Source organism: Proteus columbae, assembly GCF_009914335.1.
Classification (GTDB): domain Bacteria; phylum Pseudomonadota; class Gammaproteobacteria; order Enterobacterales; family Enterobacteriaceae; genus Proteus.
Genome location: NZ_CP043925.1, coordinates 3,269,216 through 3,290,497 on the forward strand (window position 1 = coordinate 3,269,216; position 21,282 = coordinate 3,290,497).

24 protein-coding genes are annotated in these 21,282 nt (G+C 36.2%); 3 read left to right on the top strand and 21 right to left on the bottom strand.

Going from position 1 to position 21,282, the window contains the following annotated elements:
- Nucleotides 1-44: 44 nt before the first annotated feature.
- The 12 genes from F1325_RS15280 to F1325_RS15340 form a co-directional block, all read right to left on the bottom strand.
- Nucleotides 45-299 (bottom strand): hypothetical protein, encoded by a 255-nt coding sequence (locus tag F1325_RS15280; protein ID WP_160230668.1) that lies wholly within the window; start codon nucleotides 297-299, stop codon nucleotides 45-47.
- Between the two features lie 295 nt (nucleotides 300-594).
- Nucleotides 595-2,268: a DUF5906 domain-containing protein gene (locus F1325_RS15285; RefSeq protein ID WP_160230669.1), complete on the bottom strand. Its 1,674-nt coding sequence runs from the start codon at nucleotides 2,266-2,268 to the stop codon at nucleotides 595-597.
- The gene (locus F1325_RS15290; RefSeq protein ID WP_151251034.1) at nucleotides 2,265-2,624 is read right to left on the bottom strand and encodes a hypothetical protein; all 360 of its coding nucleotides are present in this window, start codon (nucleotides 2,622-2,624) and stop codon (nucleotides 2,265-2,267) included. Before F1325_RS15290 ends, F1325_RS15285 begins: the two co-directional genes overlap by 4 nt.
- The gene (locus F1325_RS15295; RefSeq protein ID WP_151251035.1) at nucleotides 2,614-2,919 is read right to left on the bottom strand and encodes a hypothetical protein; all 306 of its coding nucleotides are present in this window, start codon (nucleotides 2,917-2,919) and stop codon (nucleotides 2,614-2,616) included. Before F1325_RS15295 ends, F1325_RS15290 begins: the two co-directional genes overlap by 11 nt.
- Before the next feature lie 2 nt (nucleotides 2,920-2,921).
- On the bottom strand, nucleotides 2,922-3,140 hold the full coding sequence (locus tag F1325_RS15300) for a hypothetical protein (protein WP_160230670.1): 219 nt from the start codon (nucleotides 3,138-3,140) through the stop codon (nucleotides 2,922-2,924).
- Nucleotides 3,141-3,142: 2 nt separating this feature from the next.
- Nucleotides 3,143-3,313, bottom strand: coding sequence for a DUF4222 domain-containing protein (locus F1325_RS15305; protein WP_160230671.1), 171 nt, complete (start codon nucleotides 3,311-3,313; stop codon nucleotides 3,143-3,145).
- On the bottom strand, nucleotides 3,306-4,280 hold the full coding sequence (locus F1325_RS19580; protein ID WP_432277989.1) for a host cell division inhibitor Icd-like protein: 975 nt from the start codon (nucleotides 4,278-4,280) through the stop codon (nucleotides 3,306-3,308). The genes F1325_RS15305 and F1325_RS19580 overlap by 8 nt, the downstream gene beginning before the upstream one ends.
- Nucleotides 4,277-4,870 (bottom strand): BRO-N domain-containing protein, encoded by a 594-nt coding sequence (locus F1325_RS15320; protein ID WP_151251038.1) that lies wholly within the window; start codon nucleotides 4,868-4,870, stop codon nucleotides 4,277-4,279. The genes F1325_RS19580 and F1325_RS15320 overlap by 4 nt, the downstream gene beginning before the upstream one ends.
- Nucleotides 4,871-4,902: 32 nt before the next feature.
- Nucleotides 4,903-5,106, bottom strand: coding sequence for a helix-turn-helix transcriptional regulator (locus tag F1325_RS15325; RefSeq protein ID WP_160230672.1), 204 nt, complete (start codon nucleotides 5,104-5,106; stop codon nucleotides 4,903-4,905).
- Nucleotides 5,107-5,247: 141 nt separating this feature from the next.
- Nucleotides 5,248-5,910 (bottom strand): hypothetical protein, encoded by a 663-nt coding sequence (locus F1325_RS19425; RefSeq protein WP_244313526.1) that lies wholly within the window; start codon nucleotides 5,908-5,910, stop codon nucleotides 5,248-5,250.
- A gap of 9 nt (nucleotides 5,911-5,919) precedes the next feature.
- On the bottom strand, nucleotides 5,920-7,323 hold the full coding sequence (locus tag F1325_RS15335) for a tyrosine-type recombinase/integrase (RefSeq protein WP_160230673.1): 1,404 nt from the start codon (nucleotides 7,321-7,323) through the stop codon (nucleotides 5,920-5,922).
- Between the two features lie 238 nt (nucleotides 7,324-7,561).
- Nucleotides 7,562-8,263, bottom strand: a complete 702-nt coding sequence (locus F1325_RS15340; protein ID WP_109373018.1) for a hypothetical protein — start codon at nucleotides 8,261-8,263, stop codon at nucleotides 7,562-7,564.
- 189 nt (nucleotides 8,264-8,452) lie between these two features.
- Here F1325_RS15340 and F1325_RS15345 point away from each other — a divergent pair, with 189 nt between their 5' ends.
- Nucleotides 8,453-9,370 carry a bestrophin family protein gene (locus F1325_RS15345; protein WP_160230674.1) on the top strand — a complete coding sequence of 306 codons (918 nt, stop codon included), beginning with the start codon at nucleotides 8,453-8,455 and terminating at the stop codon, nucleotides 9,368-9,370.
- 72 nt (nucleotides 9,371-9,442) lie between these two features.
- Here F1325_RS15345 and F1325_RS19205 read toward each other — a convergent pair whose 3' ends face one another.
- Nucleotides 9,443-9,628: a DUF2474 domain-containing protein gene (locus tag F1325_RS19205; protein ID WP_167514951.1), complete on the bottom strand. Its 186-nt coding sequence runs from the start codon at nucleotides 9,626-9,628 to the stop codon at nucleotides 9,443-9,445.
- Complete coding sequence (locus F1325_RS15350) at nucleotides 9,600-9,824, bottom strand: cytochrome ubiquinol oxidase subunit I (RefSeq protein WP_167514935.1); 225 nt, start codon at nucleotides 9,822-9,824, stop codon at nucleotides 9,600-9,602. The genes F1325_RS19205 and F1325_RS15350 overlap by 29 nt, the downstream gene beginning before the upstream one ends.
- Nucleotides 9,825-10,499: 675 nt before the next feature.
- On the opposite strand from F1325_RS15350, the gene F1325_RS15355 reads away from it, so the two are divergent.
- Nucleotides 10,500-12,785 (top strand): FdhF/YdeP family oxidoreductase, encoded by a 2,286-nt coding sequence (locus tag F1325_RS15355; protein ID WP_109373016.1) that lies wholly within the window; start codon nucleotides 10,500-10,502, stop codon nucleotides 12,783-12,785.
- A 63-nt stretch (nucleotides 12,786-12,848) separates the two neighbouring features.
- Here the strand turns inward: F1325_RS15355 and F1325_RS15360 are convergent, their stop codons facing one another.
- The 3 genes from F1325_RS15360 to F1325_RS15370 form a co-directional block, all read right to left on the bottom strand.
- Nucleotides 12,849-13,742 carry a LysR family transcriptional regulator gene (locus F1325_RS15360; RefSeq protein WP_198795410.1) on the bottom strand — a complete coding sequence of 298 codons (894 nt, stop codon included), beginning with the start codon at nucleotides 13,740-13,742 and terminating at the stop codon, nucleotides 12,849-12,851.
- A 215-nt stretch (nucleotides 13,743-13,957) separates the two neighbouring features.
- Complete coding sequence (locus F1325_RS15365) at nucleotides 13,958-15,487, bottom strand: methyl-accepting chemotaxis protein (RefSeq protein ID WP_160230675.1); 1,530 nt, start codon at nucleotides 15,485-15,487, stop codon at nucleotides 13,958-13,960.
- A gap of 267 nt (nucleotides 15,488-15,754) precedes the next feature.
- The gene (locus F1325_RS15370) at nucleotides 15,755-17,281 is read right to left on the bottom strand and encodes a methyl-accepting chemotaxis protein (RefSeq protein WP_160230676.1); all 1,527 of its coding nucleotides are present in this window, start codon (nucleotides 17,279-17,281) and stop codon (nucleotides 15,755-15,757) included.
- 417 nt (nucleotides 17,282-17,698) lie between these two features.
- Here F1325_RS15370 and F1325_RS15375 point away from each other — a divergent pair, with 417 nt between their 5' ends.
- Entirely contained in the window at nucleotides 17,699-18,373 is a 675-nt protein-coding gene (locus F1325_RS15375) for an HAD family hydrolase (RefSeq protein ID WP_109373012.1), read from the top strand.
- A 90-nt stretch (nucleotides 18,374-18,463) separates the two neighbouring features.
- Here F1325_RS15375 and F1325_RS15380 read toward each other — a convergent pair whose 3' ends face one another.
- From F1325_RS15380 to F1325_RS15395, 4 genes are all read right to left on the bottom strand, one after another.
- A complete protein-coding gene (locus F1325_RS15380; protein WP_109373011.1) occupies nucleotides 18,464-19,039 on the bottom strand; it encodes a TerD family protein in 576 nt (191 codons plus the stop codon).
- Nucleotides 19,040-19,118: 79 nt separating this feature from the next.
- Nucleotides 19,119-19,697, bottom strand: coding sequence for a TerD family protein (locus tag F1325_RS15385; protein WP_100158820.1), 579 nt, complete (start codon nucleotides 19,695-19,697; stop codon nucleotides 19,119-19,121).
- 53 nt (nucleotides 19,698-19,750) lie between these two features.
- Entirely contained in the window at nucleotides 19,751-20,791 is a 1,041-nt protein-coding gene (locus tag F1325_RS15390; RefSeq protein WP_109373010.1) for a TerC/Alx family metal homeostasis membrane protein, read from the bottom strand.
- Between the two features lie 34 nt (nucleotides 20,792-20,825).
- Entirely contained in the window at nucleotides 20,826-21,281 is a 456-nt protein-coding gene (locus tag F1325_RS15395) for a tellurite resistance TerB family protein (RefSeq protein WP_109373009.1), read from the bottom strand.
- Nucleotide 21,282 lies beyond the last annotated feature (1 nt).

Here is a 21,282-nt window from a genome sequence, read left to right on the forward strand (position 1 = left end):
AACATACAAAAACATGAGTAATATTAATTTACATAACTTTACTTTTAAAGATAGCGTTTATCATGCTTTGGCATTTTTCCTCGCTCTTCCTGTAAATAAGCAATGAGTATATCCAATTGCTCCTTACTTGCTGCAAAACGACGACCTGTGAAGTCATCAACTAAAATGCCATGCCCTTCAACAAACAAAAAATGATCCATTTTCACATGATATTTGTATTCCTCAAGGGACATAGTTTCTAAATCATCAATCTGACAATCATCTAAATATTCATTACGTAACGTTGTCATATCATTCATATTATCAATCCTATACTGTCTATCATTTAGTCTAAATAACGCTTTCTAGTAAAATCATGGTTTTTGCTAAGCCACCTGTACCACTTAGTTAAAATTCATTTTAAAACAAATGATTATGGTGGTTTTTAATATGGTTTGATTATTTTTTAACCTAAACCACCTGTACAGATTTTTGGTATAGGTGGTATAGGTATAATTCTATCTGTACCTTTTGCTATACCACCCTTAAAGCCTTTGTTTATCTGAACATCCTTGATATTGGGTTAGGTGGTACAGCAAATCTCTCGTGCATGTGTTATGAGAAAAGTTTTTCAGTCTTTTCCCCTAATATTGCTGCAAACGAAGATTTTATTTCGCCAATAGCAGGGAGGTCATAATAACGCCCATTACCTCTATCTGAACGCCCTGCTACTTGGATTCCCAATGTCCTCATGATACGACCAACCGTAGAACGTGCGGCAGGAGGTTTAATATTTTCGCCATTGGCTTCACTCCAAAGCATAAAAGAGTCCACTAGCTCCGTAGTGTAAATTCGAGTTTGAGATTTAAACGGTTGTTGGCTCCATAGTTCACTATAAAAAAATTGATAGACAGGTGGCATACTGGCTAACTTCTCTTCAACTAATGCAGCAGTAACTGGCGCACGTCTTGGATCAAAGTGTGTTAAGTCATACGACAATAACCACGCCAATAACTTTTGTGCGCCGTTATCATTTATCCATTGATGTAAACGGTCAAAATAACCTTTGTTTTGTGCATAAATCATATCTGGTTCTAACACAAGGTAACGCCTTTCCCGTAACCCAGCATTAATCACCCTGTCACGGTTACTTGCAAAAATAAAACGGGCATAGTTCGGCATGATTTCGGGATCTTTACCTTTTCGCTCTAAGTTAACCGTGTCCTCGCTAATAATTGCCTTTAACTTTTCTGCTGTACGCCCATCAGTTAAATCAGCTTCATCCACAAATACAAATAGCTTATTTGCTATGGTGCTATTAAAACGTCCGGCTATTTGACCAGAACCATTCACTTGAATAGCATACATGCCTAATATCTCTAACAATGGACGAACCATGGACCCCTTACCTGTACCCTCTATGGATTTCATCACAATGGCAACAGAGGGTTTTTCTTCGGGCTTCTGAAATAAATGAGCTAGCCAACCAACAAGATATTGATAAGTTTCATTGTCGCCCGCGCAAATTACCTTTTCTAAATGCTCAAGGTAGGGAATAACATCACCCGCTACAGGTTCAATACTTAATCCTGTGTACAGGTTATAAACTTCTTTAGGGCAATTTTCAGGATTTGGATAAAAGCCAACACCTCCTAATTGCTTTGAATGACCAGGCCAATTTAACCATGCTTCACCCAATCGACGACCAACAACCCTACCTTGATCAAGAAAATTATTTCTGAATGAGTTCAATGTTTGAAAGCAATGTGTTTCCCCAGTAACTGGATTAGGACGCATACTAACAACATGGTGATCGCCAAAAGCATAAACATGCGTATAGGTTTTGTTGACTTCATCCAACATATCAACATCCTCAGCAGTAATACGTGTTCCATCACCTAACCGGTTAATAGCAATCACATCTGCTGTTTTCTCATAGTCACGAGGCCACAAATAATCAGCCCTAGCAACATCAGATAAAACCTGCCGTAATTCACTTTCGTCTATAAATTCTAAAACTAAAGATTTACGTTTACTTTCGGCTTTGTCAGGCTCCTTTGAAGAATGGTAGCCTTGTTCAATAAACCAATCAGGAGTAATTTCCCCCTCCATAACCAATGAGCGCATACGAATGGCCAGCGCATTTAAACGATGATCTTGCGGGTAACGTAAAATGGATGCGTCAGTATCTGCCTTTTGAGGTGGTGTTCCTCTTTTTACCCACAAATAAACTGTAGCGAATAAAGAGTCAGACCACTCTGGTAATTTTTTATGTCCTGCTATACTCATTTTTTCACCCCACCAGCCATAATGAATTTACCGATCAACGGGTGAAACCAATATTTGCTACCTACCTTTCTTTTTGCACCTTTAATAATGATTGCCGCAGCTTCTTTAAACTTTGACTCATTAACAATCAATTGACTACCCTGACGAACCACCAGCACACCACAATTTTTAGCTAATAATTCCGCTTTGCTGGTGGATAAACCCATTTCAGACGCTAATGTGGTTAATGGACTCATGCCCTCAGGTATAGAATGTTTACGCTGCATAACAGCAATTACTTGTTCTAACTCAACTAAGCGTGATTCATACTGGCGAACTTGCTCAGCTAATTGATTAAATTGTAATTTACTGATCATGTTTTACCTCTCTACGCTGAATTTCGTATTGAGCCGTCAATAGATTTTGCTGTATTGCGTTAATTATTCTTGGTAAATAAATCAATAAATCACTCATACCATTGAGATGTTCTCTCGCATTCTTGTCTGTGTATTCATCACTATTTAAGGAATGAGCCGCTAATTGACCTACCGTTCTCATGCCTAACGCTAAACCGGCACAAGCATCTTCTGAGTCACGAATAACATTCTTTAACTCTTGAGTCGTCATTCGATTTAAATCGTGACGGATAACAACATCATAGATATCAGCCATGCCTAAGCTCCCTCATTGTTAGAATTAATTTCTATCAAATTAAGATCTGTAATTAATTGCCCGCAATGCTCAGAAGCGATAATAGATAGCATGGGAATAAATCGAACTAACTCAGGATCGCCATTACATGCAATTTCTTTAATTAAATTAACTAAATCACCCGTTGAGATGGCATGGGTTAATAACTCATAAACCGTTTTGTTTAATACTTTAGACGCCATAATTAATCCCTCCCAACATAGGTGTATTCTTTACTAAATTGGCTAAGAGACATAATTACTGGGCTATTAAAACCATCACGAATAAACGTTACTCGATTAAACCTAACTGATAATACTTTGATGGTTTCGCCATTTTTATGAGTATAAAACTCATTAACTTGGGGATTACGCACGATTTACCCCCTGACGAATACGAGCAGAGAAAAGGCAAGGGGAATCTGGAAGTAGTGAGCGGGCTTCCTGTTCGTTATTCGCTTCAACAGAAAAGTATTTAGATTGCTGGCATGAGAAAAAACGCCATAGGAATTTAGGGTGAGTTTGGGTAGACTTATACATAGCCATAGTGTTACCTCTGATAACGTTGTGGTTAAACGCCTCGAAAGTGTTCCAGCACTTCGGGGCGTTGTTATTTTTACAGCCACACGAATACGTGGTGTACACCCACCATAAGATAAAGTGGGTATACATGTCAATGCTATTTATTAAAGATTTTTTATAGTAAGGTGTGTGTACAAATAATCTTGATAAGGACTTGGTATTCATGGCAACCGGCAATATAAATAACAAATCAGAAAAGAAAAACATCCGCTTTCCACATGAATTACTTGAAGAAATTAATTCAAGTGTAGAACGCGAAAAATCTAATTTCTCATCATGGGTTATCGATGCTTGTGAGGCAAAACTAAAATTAGAGAAACGGAAACCCAAACAATCAGGTGAATAATTAACAATCAATAATTGCTGAACTAGGTTATTGAATAATTTTGCGTTATTATCACCATTGTCATTTACACAATGATTTATAAAGTTGTTTTTTAAAGAGGTAGCATTCGCAGTGCTACCTTTTTTATTGGTTAGCGCATTGCAGATCTGTAGCTTATTGCTCAGATATAAGCATCGGTATTTCTCGCTATTCCCACCTATTTGATTTTGTTCCTGTATCAGATTTCCGGTGGCGATTATAACTTGTCTGTTATTTAAGCGTCCCCATATTGGTGACCTCAAAAAACTTCCAGTAGGGTGATACTCCTGATCTGGTGTTAGGGTTATCAGGTTTTCAACCCCTCGGTTATGGTAGATAATTTTTGTATAGTTTTTAATCCAGCCAATGGCTGAGTTAAATTCTGTGATGCCACTCATTGTGGTTCCTCCTCTGCCATAGCTGGCAACTGAGGCTGATATTCATCCCAGAGTCGATTTTCCTCTTTCTTTAAACTGATTTTCTCTGCTTTGCAGGATTGAAGGTCCCGCCCGCGCTGTGACGAAATTTTCAGATACTCATTGCTACGCCGAGTAAAGTCATTCAATAATCCAAACGGAACACCATAGGCTCCAGTCTTACGGATTGATGGGATAACGTCACGAAATACCCAGTTACTAAAACGGTGCGCTAATGTCCCGCTGGTAGCTGCTTTACGACTACGGGTAATAAGTTTGTAGAAGCCTGATTCTGAAATAATGATTAATTTTCTAGCTCCTCCGCGAGAGAGATTATGACTATAACTTAAAGTTACAGTCATCTTTTCGTCTTCATCAAGGCTCTTTACAGCTTTTGCTGTATTACTTTGCTCTAATGCGCCACAGAGGTCTGTAGCAACAAACCACGGTTCATTGTTAATTTTAATAATCCGAACCTGAACGCCCTCAAAGCGGATAACTGAAATATCGGTTTGACTGATTTCAGGGTGAGCGAAACCCTGACCGGTAACGGTCTTAATTTTATTTTTCATAATTTAGATACCTATTTTAATTTATTTTGCTACTACTCAGAGTGGGTGGTTCTGGTAGATGCAATATAGGCATCAATGTCTGATTGATAGTAAAATACCTTTCTCTTACCAATTTTATGATAGGGAATATCTATCTTTCCATTACTGGCCCAATTAGCCAATGTTTGCGGACTGACACAAAGCTCTTTTGCAGCTTCTTTTCTGGAAAGTTTTTTATCTATTCTGATTGTTTGCATAATTATCACCGTATATTTCTAATTAACATTGGTGATAACTATCAACGAAAACAACTAATTTATTCAGACCATTAACATGCTGTATGGTTACAATTACTGGCTAACCTAGCACAATAGCCAGTTATCGCCCCCAATAACTGGCTATTTGGGGAAAACTAATTCAAAAGATAGATACTTTTTAGGCCTATCCGGCTGCATACCTGATTTACTTACCCAGTTTGACAAGGTATTTCTGCTAACCTTTTCATGGTAATGAAAGCATAAAGCATTAATTAACCCTGTTTTGCTTGCACAGGGATATTTTTCCCAAGTCAATTTTATTACAGCCATTACTTCATCATAGTATGAATTCCTTGGTTTTGAAGCCTTCGCCTTATTTACATTGGATATTATTTCTTTTTCTACAGTATCGCTTCTTATAGATTGATACATAATTTCAGTAAATAATTTGGCATATCTAATTCTAAGTTGCTTAGCCAATCTTTCAAAACCCATTACCTCATGGATAGCAGCTGACTTAATTAAATCTGACAAACCACTTTCATAGAAAGAAAATAAATCTTTCATCTCATCACTATCCCTAAAAATACTTGACCCTACAAATATTTTTTCACTTTCAATATCTGATGCTAAATTAATTCTCTCCTCCCATGAAAGCTTAGATAGATGGATATTTAATTGTTTAGATACTGATTCTCTTGAAAAATTCTCGATAAGATTTAAAGATACAATATCTGCTAATAAACTTGGGTCATTTATTAAATCATTCATGTCATGATCTATCTTAGTTTTGTAGTTGCTCATATTTACAACCTATTTATTTAAAATTTCCAATAAAAAATGTTTTTTATCTTCATCAGATAAATTACGACATGCCAAAATAATTTGGTCATTTAAGCTAAGGCTTTCATTTATTAAATTTGCATTTTTTAAAATCCTATACTCTATCTTCTCTGCAGGCTCTCTCAACTCATCAGCAGAAAAATATAAATATCCCTGAGTAACATCAGCGCTTCTCATTGTTCTGTGGTTCAATAAGCGTTTGAGAATGTAGTTTCCTACCCCCACCAGCTCCGCTATTGTACCGAACGTCCGGCGACCATCATGCCATTTAAACGGGATAGGCTGTAACAAGTCCTGATTTGGTTCTGGCACTGTAGCCGCACTGATACGCTCGATAATATGCCGATACTCTTTGATAACCCCTCTTTCGCCCGGAAAAACCAAAGTACCATCACCAGACTTCATCTTTGCCCTACGTCGGAATAAAGCTAAGAGGGTATTAGTTATAGGCAACTCAAGCGGATCACCGTTCTTTGTCGTATCAATCCAGAAATAACGGCCTCCAAGATTAACCCTGTCCCATGTCAGCTCTAATATTTCTGATTTACGTAACCCGGTAAAAATAGACATTTCTACGGCATCACATATAGCAGCGGCGATATCATCCCGTTCCTGTTCGGCCTGTTCACGAATACTACTCAGGGCATTAAACCATCTGGCAAGATCATTGGTTCTTATTCGCTCTGTTTTTCTAACGATACCGTGCCACTTACGCTTTGTACTGAGAACCATTGTGGGTGGGTCAGGCAACAGAATATTTCCATGATCATCACGGTAATGATCATGAGAAAAACGGTAGATAGCCCGGAGAACCCGCGCCCAAAGATCAGCCTGTGCTTTACTTCCTGAGCCTACCCCAGCTCGCAATGTTGATTTATCCTCCCCGAACCACACAGTTCCGTCAGTGATTGCTTTATGCCGCAATTCAACCCGTTCCCGGCTGATAGATGAGAGTTGCTGTTTCATCCAGTCGCCAGAAAAATTCTGCAGGATAGAGCAATACTGTTTTGCCGTTTTCGATCCCAGCCTCTCCCCTCTGTTTTCAATGTAGGTATCCAAAGCATCCGCTAGTGTTATAGCTGCTTTCTGATGGGTGCGCTTTACCACGTTCGGGTTCTGTCCGGTAGCTGCAACATCTCCCAGCAGTTCGAGAGCCTTTGCCCTAGCATTATCAATTGTCAAATCAGGGAAGCGCCCCAGCGTTGCACGGATGAATTTGCCGTTTCTTTTTCTGGAGATGCAAAAGCTCTTTACCCCGCTGACTCCCACACGGATACGCAGACCGTTAACAACTGTATCGCCATACTCAATCTGCCCTCGCTCTGCAGGTGGCAGACTTTCAAGTTTTGCTTTTGTGAATTTGAACGTATCCACCAGAACCTCACACCAACCGATTAGGGTATCCTGCAAATCGCTTGCAGCACTCTAGGATACTTATAGGATACCAGAGTGCGGGATTTTGAGGTATTTCTAAGTAATAACTGGTATGAGACGAATTATCTAAATAATTGAAATTATATGAAAAGTATTTTTAGGTAACATTTTGGTCAAAAACTCATAATCGCTTGGTCACTGGTTCAAGTCCAGTAGGGGCCACCAAATTCTATTAAAATTATTTGCTCTCAAACATTTCCTGAATTTTATCTATCCATGTTGTAATTTCGCTTATTCCTCCTGTCGCGAAAAGAACACTAAAATCAATAAATTTTTCCCCCGATTTATTAGCAGCTCCAGCTAGAAACTCTTTCAGTAATGTTTTAAATTCAATCGAATTTTTATCAGGTATTGCTTTTTTCACTTTTTCAACTAACTCTTTACGCTCATCATCTGAGAAAAAATCTTCAAGTAAATCTATGAATGACTCCTGTGATATCTTAACTATTTCACTATTAAATGAATTATCTGCGAAATGCCCTAAGGATTTTAATTTTCCTTGAATTCCTTGTTTAACATATAAGTCTTCAATAACCATGATTATTTTTGCTGAAGCCCCCTGTTTACTCTCACCTTGTAATTTCGCTCTATGTAACAATGCAAAAAATTCACCTTTAATATAATTATCAGCATCATCATTGAGCAGAAATTGTAATTTAGCTTTATGTTTTATTGATTTAACTCTAGCTTCTGTAATTTTTAACTTTATACTTAGTTCATAATTTTTATCATTTTTTAAATCATCACAATATTGCATCAATAAATGCATAACTAATGTATCAATATCACTCTTATTTAAACTACCAAATCCACCATTTAGATAATATTTTAAAAATGTATCTACGAAACCATCTTTATCTTTTATATTCAGTTCACTCATACTATCCTCGTTTAATCTAAAATAAATATTTTAACTATAGAGCAAAATTTCCAATAGATTGCCTAATCTTTAATTAATTAGAACAAGCTCAAAGAAATAAAAAATTTCCAAAAAAATTAATTAGATAGTCTCTTATTTTATTGCAATAATATTCTCACAATTCAAATCTTGTCTTATATAATTACTATTATGGTCATTCGTCCTAATCAACACTGGTTCTTTCGGTTATTTGATTGGCATGGTTCTGTGCTTTCAAAAATAATCTTTCGTTTATGCCTTAATGTTATTATGTCAATTATCGCTATTTTGATTTATCAATGGTATGAACAATTAGGAATACACTTAACAGTTGCTCCTTTTAGTTTACTCGGTATTGCCATCGCAATATTTCTTGGTTTCAGAAATAATGCAAGCTATAGCAGGCTTGTGGAAGCCAGAACCCTATGGGGTAATATGTTAATTACTCATCGTAATATATTAAGAAATATAAAAGCATTATTACCTGAAGATAAACAATTTAATCGAGATTTTTCTAATTTATTAATTGCTTTTAGTTGGAGCTTAAAACACGAGCTAAGAAAAACAGATCCAATGGTTGATCTTTACCGCCTATTACCTCGAACTTTATTTAATGAAATAATGAATAGCCCTTATCCCACTAATCGTATTTTATTACATATCGGTTTAAAAATAGGTGAATTGAGAGATAACAAGATGATAAGTGACGTTATTTTTCAATCAATTAATAAAGATATTAATAATTTATCTGATGTACTCGGAGGTTGCGAACGGATCTCAAATACCCCAGTTCCATTTGCTTATACTTTGATATTGCAACGTACTGTTTATTTATTTTGTACATTATTACCTTTTGCTTTGGTAGCCGATCTCCATTATATGACACCGTTTGTATCAGTTTTTATCTCTTATACTTTTTTATCTTGGGATTCATTAGCTGAAGAATTAGAAGATCCTTTTGGTGTATCTGCAAATGACTTACCCTTAAATGCCATTTGTAATACAATTGAAAGAAACTTATTAGAAATGCAAGATATTTCCCCATTACCGATAACTGTAAGACCAGATAAACATTATAATTTACTATGATCAATAAATAATAATATAAAAAAACAGTGTAAAAAATCACACTGTTTTTTATTGTTACTGATCATTTAAAAGCTAATGTGTTCTCATTCCCGCACTGTACATTAATAATTTAAATAAAGAAGCAATAATTGCTAAACTTAGTACACTTAAAGTCCAAATAATTATCATCCATCCTATTTTTTGATACCAATGTGCTTTTTTTTGAATAGGTTTTATTATTAAAAAATGACTAATGTTTGTCCCAAATTGGTACGCCATAACGAGTCCCGATACGACTCCCATACCAAAATTGATATAAAGTGAGATAACTCGACTCTTTTGTTTTTAGCCAAAAACCTTCTAATAAAGCTAAAAAGCTTGCTAAGCCTATTGTAATGGCAGGGAAAATAATATGAAAAGAGACAGTGAAAGCAAATTGTATTCTAGCTAAGTGAAATGCATCTAATCCAAACATAATGCCCCACCTAGTATAAATCTATTTGTCATAAATTTATTCATTTCTATTTTCCTATTTTCCTATTTTTATTTTTCTCAAATAAATTATTCTTAATTTTTAATTATTAATACCAATTACCTTTATTCCATTTTTGGAAAATTAAAAATAAAAGTATTTAATTTATATTTATATATTATTCATATAATCATCTTTATCTTTTCTAATAAAAATAGAAATAATAATCAATTTTATATATTTAAATATATATCGATAATAAATTTGCACCACATTGATTAACAAGTACATTTTAAAAAATGTAGAGTTGCAGAGTGTATATTCACTAACGTGTTAATATTTTTAACCAGCCTATAACAGTTAGTCAAATAAATTGATTTTATTGAGCGATAGATATGCTCTATCACGCCTTAAAATATAGCGATAAAGCACTATTTAGAATGTTAGCTTCGTTGACAAATAAGACACATTGTTTTAACTTTTTAAACAACAGAAAATTCGTATGTTTATATAACTTCAGGATTACATACTTATTAACCATTAATGTTGATAAATTTAAATATATTCTTTAATTTAGACATCAATATATATTTAATTATATAACCATTTTAATTTTCATATTCACCTGCCAATATTTTTATAAACAAATATTATTATTTACGTTTTAGGAATGTATATATGAGTAAAAATAAATTGCCTATTCCTGGAGTAAAACCGTATAACGGACCCGCTGGAGGATGGGGAGCATTAAAAGCAACGGCAATCGCGGTACGCACTCAAATGGATGCATTTATTGCACCTAAAACATTGCTTAATACCAATCAACCTGATGGCTTTGATTGCCCAGGTTGTGCATGGCCTGATAAAGAGCACCACTCAACTTTTCAATTTTGTGAAAATGGTGCCAAAGCCGTAACTTGGGAAGCAACCAAAAAAAGAGTCACACCTGAATTTCTAGCTCAGAATACGGTCACAGAATTACTGAAAAAATCAGACTTTGAACTTGAAGGTTACGGTCGTTTAACCCACCCACTTTCTTACGATCCTATTACTGATACACTTATTTCTGTCTCTTGGGATCATGCATTTAGTCGTATTGGTGAACTATTAAGAGAAATTCCTTCACCAGATAGTGTGGAATTTTATACATCAGGTAGAGCCTCAAATGAAGCGGCCTATTTATTTCAGCTTTTTGCTAGAGAATATGGCACTAACAATTTTCCTGACTGTTCAAATATGTGCCACGAACCCACTAGCGTAGGATTGCCGCAATCCATTGGCATCGGTAAAGGTACAGTTTCTTTGGATGACTTCGACAGTACACAATTAATTATTGCTATCGGCCATAATCCCGGCACCAACCACCCTAGAATGATGGGAACACTACATGAAGTGGCTCGCCGAGGTGTTCCCATTGTCGTCTTAAACCCATTAAAAGAACGTGCATTAGAGCGCTTTACAGATCCTCAAAACGTAATTGAGATGGTAACTTATAGCTCAACCAATATTGCATCATCTTACTATCAAGTTAAGGCGGGAGGTGATGCGGCGGCTTTAAAAGGCATAATGAAAACCTTATTAACATGGGATAATGAGCGTGGCGATATTCTTGATCATGATTTTATTGCAGAACACACTCAAGGATTTGAAGCCGTTATTGACGATCTAAATCAAACGACTTGGCAAGATATTGAAAGCGAAAGTGGACTATCACAAGATTCCCTTGAAAAGGTTGCGCGACTCTATGCGAATTCACCAGCCACCATCATTACTTATGGTATGGGTATTACCCAACATAATAAAGGAACCGCAAATGTTCGCTTAATTGCCGATTTATTATTAATGAAAGGCAATATCGGTAAAAAAGGAGCAGGAATATGCCCACTACGCGGACACTCTAATGTTCAAGGTAATCGAACTGTAGGGATCACTGAAAAACCCTCTACAGAATTTCTGCAAAAAATAGAACAAACCTTCGGTTTCAAACCACCTTATAAACATGGTCATGATGCTGTTAATGCCATGCAAGCAATGGTTGAAGGTAAAGCAAAAGCATTAATTTGCTTGGGTGGTAATTTTGCTGTGGCATTGCCTGATCCAGAGCTTTCCTTTTCAGCAATGCGAAAATTGGATCTCAGTGTTCATATTGGAACAAAACTAAATCGCTCTCATTTATTAACCGCTAAAAATACCTTTATTTTACCTTGTTTAGGTCGTACTGAATCCGATATACAAGCATTAGGACACCAATCAATCACCGTTGAAGATTCTATGTCGATGGTACATGCATCATCAGGTAAATTAACACCCGCATCTCCCTTGCTAAAATCAGAACCCGCTATTGTTGCTGAAATGGCTGCCACTACGTTATCTAATAGCAAAACGCCTTGGATGAGATTCACTGAAAGTTATGAACTTATTCGTGACATGATTGAAAAAACGATCCCAGGTTTTGATAACTATAATCAACGCATTCGAGTACCTGGTGGATTTCGTATGCCACTTCCTGCGGTGGATAGAGTATGGGATACCCCAACAGGCAAAGCGATGTTTTCTGTTTTTGACGGAGTTAACGAGAATGAACCTGTCGCTGGAGAAGATATATTACGCCTAGTCACTATACGTAGTCATGACCAATATAATACAACAATTTATGCATTAGATGACCGCTATCGCGGTATTTTCGGTAGACGTGATGTGCTCTTTATGAGTGAGGTTGATTTAATCGCAAGAGGTTTAAAAGAAGGCGATAAAGTAACTATTGAAACCGTAAGTCAAAATAGAAAGCTACAGCTTAATGATATTACTGTTGTTTCATTTAGTATTGCACCGGGTACTGTTGCAGCTTATTACCCTGAAGCTAATGTTCTTATTCCACTGGACTATATTGATAAAGAAAGTGGAACACCTTCATATAAAGCGACCCCCGTTAGAATTTACGCTCAAAAAATGCAAGTTGCCTAATGTTTTAATTCAACTAAAAAATAAAAAGCTGGGTCTATTTTTAGGCTCAGCTTTTATTTTTATCTACAAACTCATATCAACTAAATAATTACGCATTTCAGTAAAGCATTTTTCAATAAGTATTGAGCGAGGCTCTTCTCGCCGAATAATAATACCAAGAGGAGAATTTATTGTGGCATCAGCAATAGGAACAACATCAAGATGTTGACTTAATTTTTCTATTCCTTTTGAAAGAGGAACGATAGAGGCACAAAATCCTGCATCGACTGATTGCATAAGATGAAGTGTAGAACTACTTTCAACTAATACTTTTGGGTGCAAATTATAGCGCTGGAATGCCAGATCAACCGATTGTCTAAAATGATTTTCTTTATTAAGTAGTGCCAATGGCAATTTAACAGCTTCATCCCATGAAATCGTTTTTGCCGAAGGCATAAAGTGATTACGATGAAATAAAAGCCCCAATGCTGTTTGCTTTAACGCATAAATTTCATGTTGTTGAGCATTCGCTTTCTCTAAATAACAGATACCAATATCAAGACTATTGCTATTAAGGCAATCGATGATCTTCTCACTATTACTAGACATAACTTGAAAGCGAATTTCAGGAAAAACAGATGATATTTTCTGCAACATTTGCATCGAATTCAAATTGGTTAATGGCACAATACCTATACGCAATTGACCCAATAACTGTTGCCGAAAACTAGCTGCTTCTGCTTGTAATCCATCATAAGCAGATTCCATTGTTTTCGCCCATTTTAAAATTTTCTCGCCTTCTTCCGTGAATCCTTCAAAACGAGAACTTCGCTTAATAAGCACTACATCAAGCTCTTTTTCTAAATTACGTAATCGCATAGATAAAGTGGGTTGCGTAACATGACACATTTCAGCCGCTTGACCAAAATGTTGAGTTTTATCTAATGCAATTAAATAAAATAACTGTTTTATGTCGATATGCGATAACCTCGTGATAAGCAGGTGAATAGAAAAAGTCTTCTTTTTATATTATAAGATAAACGATACGCGTAGTTCTGTTTATCTACCAGCCTTTTATCAATGAGATAATAAGAAGAAAAGAGCAAAAGTATTTTAAATAATAAAGCTCACTTGAGTTTTACACTCAGAGTGAGCTTGTTTTGAATACAATATTAACAGACTAACTTAACGGATTAATATTGTTCTTTAATTTGAAAGACTGAAACTTTATCCGTTAAGTTTTGTGCTTTCTCATCTAAGATCATTGTTGATGTTGCACCTTGTTCAACCAAGGCCGCATTTTGCTGTACAACAGAATCCATTTGGTTAATTGCGACAGCAATTTGTTCGATCCCGACTTTTTGCTCTTCTGATGCAATACTAATGCCCTGCATAATATCGCTGACTTTAGTAATAGAAGAGACTATCTCTTGCATATGCTCACCCGTTTTATTAACTAACTCACGGCCATGAGCCACATCAGCAACGGATTCTCTGATAATTTGATTAATTTCACGCGCAGCATCTGCACTTCTTGCTGCTAAATTTCTCACTTCTGTTGCAACAACAGTAAATCCACGGCCTTGCTCACCTGCACGCGCCGCTTCAACGGCTGCGTTTAATGCCAGAATATTGGTTTGGCTTGCTATGTTATTAACCACATCATTGATTTCAGCAACTTTTAATGTTCCTACCTCAATTTTCTTCATTGAGTTAATCGCATCATTCATAATGTTAGAACCATCAATCGCTAAATCGCGTGTTTCTGCGGTAATGGAGTTTGCTAAAATCGCATTATCCGTATTATTCACTACTGCGATTTTTATCTCTTCCATACTTGCTGCTGTTTGTTGTAAAGCACTTGCTTGCTCCTCAGTACGAGAAGAGAGATCTTGGTTGCCAGAAGCAATTTCTGCCGAACCTTTTTTGATCTCTAGCGCTTCTTCTTTAACAAGTTGAATAGTCGATGTTAGCGAAGTTTGCATATCCCCTACATTAGAGAACAAAGTTCCAAACTCATCATTTCGTTTCTTAGGTAGAGTGAAACTTAAATCTCCCTCCCCCACTTTTTGTAAAATCGAAGACAATGTATTGAGATTGAAGATAAAAGTTTTGTTTATCCAACGAATAACCATATAAAGCAGAGAAAGGATAATGGCTAACGCAATAATCGAGGTATAAATAGAAAGATGAACCATCCAAGCTTGCTGTGTTTTAATATCATCATTCACAGCTTTAGTGATCATAAGATATTCATCAAAGAGATCAGATAAACGATTAAAGTCACCAGAGAGGTTTGATTCTGTGTAATCTAGCGTATCGATAGGTGCAATAAGTTCATCTAGAAGATAATAGAATAACACTGATAGTTGTTCTGAATTACGTTGAGCGTCAGGACTTATCTTCTTCACGCCTACCCAATGTGCGATAGTCGCTTTTGATTTTGTCGCCAACTCTTTCGCTTCAGCAACAAGTGATTTAATTGTTTCTTGCTTATTCTCATCCGTCATTGTTTTCAACAACATTAGGTAGTTGACGTGAGAACGAATGGTCGCTAATTCATACCTTGCTTCTTGAACACTATTCAATCTGGTATTCAAAGAATCCAATGATGCGAAGTTCTCTTGCATTCTATAAATAAAAAATGACGACAATACAGATGATAATAAGAAAATGGCTAATAATATGATAGAACCTACTTTAGCTGATCTTTCAATACTCATGAAATAATCCACCCCGGTAATAAAGTGATACAAATGTACTCATTTATCGGCACGAAATAGATTTTATTTACTTATTAATCAGAATTATCGATACAAACACTTATTACAGTTTTCAATCAATGATTACGACTAGTTTTTTATACTGATATTCATATTTTAACTTTGATAATATATCACAATGAAATAATATTTTAGTGTTATTAATAAGTTAAAAATAAAACAGCGCACTTCAATACAATAATTCAAAGTGAGCTGTTTTAATCGTTATTACATCGATTCCTCAATCTGAAATACCGCTACATTATCCATCAATACCTGCGCTTTTTCGTCTAACATCATCGTTGAAGATGCGCCTTGATCCACTAAAGAGGCGTTTTGTTGCACAACCGTATCCATCTGATTAATCGCCACCGCAATTTGTTCAATACCAATCCGTTGCTCTTCAGAAGCGAGACTTATCCCTTGCATAATATTATTTACTTTTGTAATTGAAGAAACGATCTCTTGCATATGTTTTCCCGTTTTATTAACGAGAGCGGTTCCTTCTGCGACATCTTTTATAGATGCTTTTAATATCTGGCTGATCTCTTTTGCAGCATCTGCACTTTTGGCTGCTAAATTTCTTACTTCAGCCGCAACAACGGTAAAACCTCGCCCTTGTTCCCCTGCTCTCGCCGCTTCTACTGCTGCATTTAGCGCTAAAATATTCGTTTGACTCGCAAGATTATTAATCACTTCGTTAATCTCACCCACTTTTAACGCGCCTTGCTCTATTTTTTTCATCGATGAGATAGCTTCTTTCATTACACTAGCACCATCTATAACGATGTCATTGGATTGATTAATAATCTCATTGGCTTCTTGAGTATTTTCGGTGTTATTGGCTACTGCGGTTTTAATCTCTTCCATACTGGCTGCGGTTTGTTGTAATGCACTAGCTTGCTCTTCAGTACGAGCAGAGAGCTCCTGATTACCTGATGCAATTTCAGAAGCCCCTCGTTTTATCTCTAACGTTTCTCTTTTTACGGTAAGAATGGTAGAAGTTAACGCTTTTTGCATATCACTCACATGTGAAAATAACTCACCAAATTCATCTTTTTTCATTTTAGGTAAATCGAAAACTAATTCCCCTTTACCAACTTTATTTAACACATTAGACAACGTATTAAGGTTATAAATAAAAGTTTTGTTTATCCAACGAATAACAAAGTATAAAATAACGGATAGAATTAATAAGGATATGAGAGTGGAATAAATAGAAAGCTGAACCATCGTATCTTGTCTATTTCTGAGCCCAACACTATTTTTGGCTTTAACAGAAACATAGTTATCAAATAAATTATTTAATCTATCAAAATCATTGGCAAACTCTGTATCCTTTATATGTATTGCTTCTGAGCCATTTGACGCAATCAAGAGTCTATCAATTAGGCTATAAAATAACTTTGCTATTTCATCTGCACTTTTTTGTGCTTCTACTGTGACTTTCTTTTCTTTTACCCATATATCCATTGCATGTTTAGCACTTACCGCAATTTTTTTGTTTTTCTCAATAATTTCAGCATCTTTAGCATTTGTTTCGGCGGTATCTTGTATCAGAAAATTCACATTAGAACGCATAATCGCTAATTGATAACGCGCCATCAAAACATCGGTGTAACGTGTCAATAATACTTCAACTTGAGTAAAATTATTTTTCATTTTATAGATGAAAAATGTAGATAATGCAGAGGATAAAATAAAAATTAATAACAGTAAAGATGTGCCTATTTTAGCACTTTGTTTAATACTCATAATAAAAATACCTATATGTACATATCGATAAACTTTATTTTTTATCGACGAAGTTATTTTTTTATTTAATTATCGTTGATACATATAAGTTAATAATTTTTATTTAAAAATTTTTATTCTATAAATAACCACTAATCATATTTTAAATAAATCACGCTTTATTCTTATTTTATAAAATAATGCAACCAATAATGTTAATAATAAATACGCTATTTTTTATCAATCACGCATTACTTTATTGGGTAGCCAATATCTGCTGATGCTTTTCATCGATTACTCCTACACTCTATTATTCATAAAAGTATAAATAGTTTTATTTTCAATAAGTAACAACCGTACTATCTCATTTTGAGAACGATGATATAATATGCGCCATGACCTTAAAAAACTCTGATGATTTACGGAGCTTAACTTTTTATGCAACCTCAGTTTGAAAACTCAAAAAACACCGTAAAAACATTATCAGTGTTTGATTTTGATGGCACGCTAACCTATCACGACAGTTTTATTCCTTTTTTAAAGTTTGCTTTTGGTAAACGTAAATTTTCACGCCGTTTGATTAAGATGGTATTGCCCACATTACGTTGCTTTAGACGCAAACTCACTCGTGATGAATTAAAGGAAGTACTTATTAAAACCTTTTTAACCAACATTGATGAGAAATGGTTAAAAGAAAAAGCCGAAGCCTTCTGCCAACTTTACTGGGCTAAACTAATGCGCCCTACCGGTTTATTAGCCGTTGCTGAAGAGGTGAACAGTCACGCTGAAGTCACCATTTGTTCAGCATCACCAGCAATGGTATTACAACCCTTTGCTGATCGCTTAGGTATTAAATTAATTGGTACAACGCTCGAAGTTGTTGAAGGTGTATTAACGGGGAAAATTATTGGTAATAACTGTCGCTGTGGTGAAAAAATTAAGCGGTTAGAAAGTGTTTATGGGGATCTCACTCAATATCATTTAAGAGCTTGGGGTGATTCTCGTGGTGATCATGAACTGCTTTTTGCAGCGCAAGATCCTCATTGGCGCCACTTTCATACAGGTAAAAGTAAATCGAAAAAATCACCCATAAAGATAGAAACAAAAAAATAATCTTACCCACAAAATTGAGCACAAAAAAACCCTCGATTAACGAGGGTTTTTACTATGCACTATGTACTATATGTACTAATAGTGTAGAGATTAGATATTCACGCCGTGTTGTGATGCTAATGCACCTAAACCACCCGCAAAACCTTGACCTACAGCTTTAAATTTCCACTCTGTACCATGGCGATATAACTCACCAAAGATCATTGCAGTTTCTGTAGATGCATCTTCAGAAAGATCAAAGCGTGCAATTTCAGTATTATTGTCGTTATTGAAAACGCGCATAAAACTGTTGCTCACCATACCGAAGTTTTGTTTACGATTCTCAGCATCATAAATAGTGACTGCGAATACCAATTTTTTCACTTCAGCAGGGACTTTTGATAGGGTGATTTTTACTTGCTCATCATCACCATCGCCTTCCCCAGTACGGTTATCTCCTTGGTGTTCAACGCTTCCACATTGACTCACTTTGTTATTAAAGAAGATAAAACTTGCGTCTGAAAGTACTTTTCCATCTTCACCTACCATGAACACTGACGCATCTAAATCGAACTCTGCGCCATCAGTCACGCGGGCATCCCATCCTAGACCAACCATAGCAACCGACATTGTTGGTGCTTCTTTAGTCAGAGAAACATTACCGCCTTTAACAAGGGAAACTGCCATATCAAAGCTCCTACTTTATTGAATAAACTGGCAATCACATCTTATGACTGCCAGCGGTTAGTGTCTTATAAATCCACTATCAAGAGGCATTAATACCGTATTGAGCACAAACTGAACCTAAACCACCCGCATAACCTTGACCAACAGCGCGGAATTTCCACTCCGAGTTATGGCGATATAGCTCACCAAATAACATTGCTGTTTCTGTTGATGCATCTTCCGTTAAGTCATAACGAGCAACTTCAATTTGGTTGTCATCATTGACTAAACGAATAAATGCACCTGATACTTGGCCAAAGCTTTGGCGACGAGCTTGTGCATCATGGATAGTCACAACGAAGATAACCTTATCGACATCATTTGGGATCATGTCTAATTTGATTTTCAGCGCTTCATCATCACCATCGCCTTCACCAGTACGGTTATCACCCGTGTGAACAACAGAGCCATCAGCAGATCTTAAGTTGTTATAAAAAATGAAATCGGCATCGCTACGTACTTTTCCATTAGCCGCTAACAGAAATACAGATGCATCTAAGTCAAAATCTTGACCATCTGTAGAACGGGCATCCCAACCAAGTCCGACAAGGACGTTTTTCATCGTTGGGGCTGCTTTGCTCAGAGAGACATTACCACCTTTAGAAAGAGAAACGCTCATTTTTTAACCTCTTTAATTTAGTTTTTGATATTCTGATTTCTCAAGAATACTAATTATTCTGACTTACCTTCATTATCCTTTTTCTCTGGGAATAAGAAACTTGCAATAATACCCAGAGCAAGAACACCAAGCACAACAAATAGGCTGGTTGTCGCGGAGATGCTGTATCCATGTTGCCAAATATGATCTGTTGCATTTAGACCCAGTTTTACAGCAATAAAGAACAACAACACAATAACCGCTTTTTCAAGGTAAACGAGATACTGTTTTAACGCTTCTAACACGAAGTAAAGCGTACGTAAGCCTAAAATTGCGAACATCATTGCACTATATACAATTAAAGGTTCACGGCTTACTGCGATAATAGCGGGAACCGAGTCGAAAGCAAACATCACATCAGAAAGCTCTACGACTGCCACACACAGCATCAGTGGCGTTGCATATAGCGCAGCTTTTGTACCACGACCGATAGTAATATCTTTGTTTTCAGGTTTCGCTAACTCTACATCAACTTCTTTTTGTGTTAGTAAGAATGCATGTCCAGTGATTTTTGGCCATATAGGGAAAAATCGTTTTACTAAGCGATAAGCTAGATGCTGCGAATAGTCTTCAATTTCTTCACTATCATCACCGCTTTTCAGCATCATAACTGCCGTCCAAGCCACGATTAAGGCAAATACTATCTCAACATATGGTCCTAAACTTAACAGTCCTGTACCTATGGCAACAAAGATCCCACGGAAAACAATAGCACCGATGATACCCCAATAAAGAACGCGGTGACGGAAGCGATCAGGCACTGCAAACCAAGAGAAAATCGCCATCATGACAAACAAGTTATCAACCGAAAGCACTTTCTCTAGCGCATAACCTGTTACGAATAAGCTCGCAACCTCTGCACCATGGTGAATATAAAGGAATCCTGCGAATGCCATTGCAATAGCAACCCAGAATATAGACCAAAATATGGCATTCTTTAATGTTATCGGCTTATCTGAGCGATGCATAAATAAGTCGATAAAAATAGCGCCAATCGCAAGTACAACAAAGACAATGACAGTTTCTGTCGGAAAACCAATATGTGTGGATACCATAATAATTCCTAAACGGTTCCCTATATTAAATTAATTACAAACCAAATTCTGCGGGCTCAAAGCCTAATGCAATGGCAATAGCGCGCACAGCTTCTTTTTCATCATTGTCAAAATCACCATCACTTTTCGCAACAGCAATACCGACACGAATAGCTAATTGCGCAGCTTCTGGCTGATCTTTCATTGCCAGAATATACTTCATGGTTTCGCCTTTACCGACTTCAGTATCGAATTCGAAACTCAGGATTAGCTTATTAAAGAATTCGATAACTTCAGAAGTATCAAAAACTTTAAGTTCATCCGATGCTTTTAAAAAACCGAGCATCTTCTGTTTTTCTTCAGAACTCACTCCACCGCTGGCAATGGCAATACGTGCGCAAACAGCAACAGTGCCTTGCATAAATTTTTTGTTTTTAAAGCGACCAACTTGCTTTGCTAACTCAGAGCGACCTGAATTAAAACCATCTTTTAATTTGTTAAAAAAACTCATG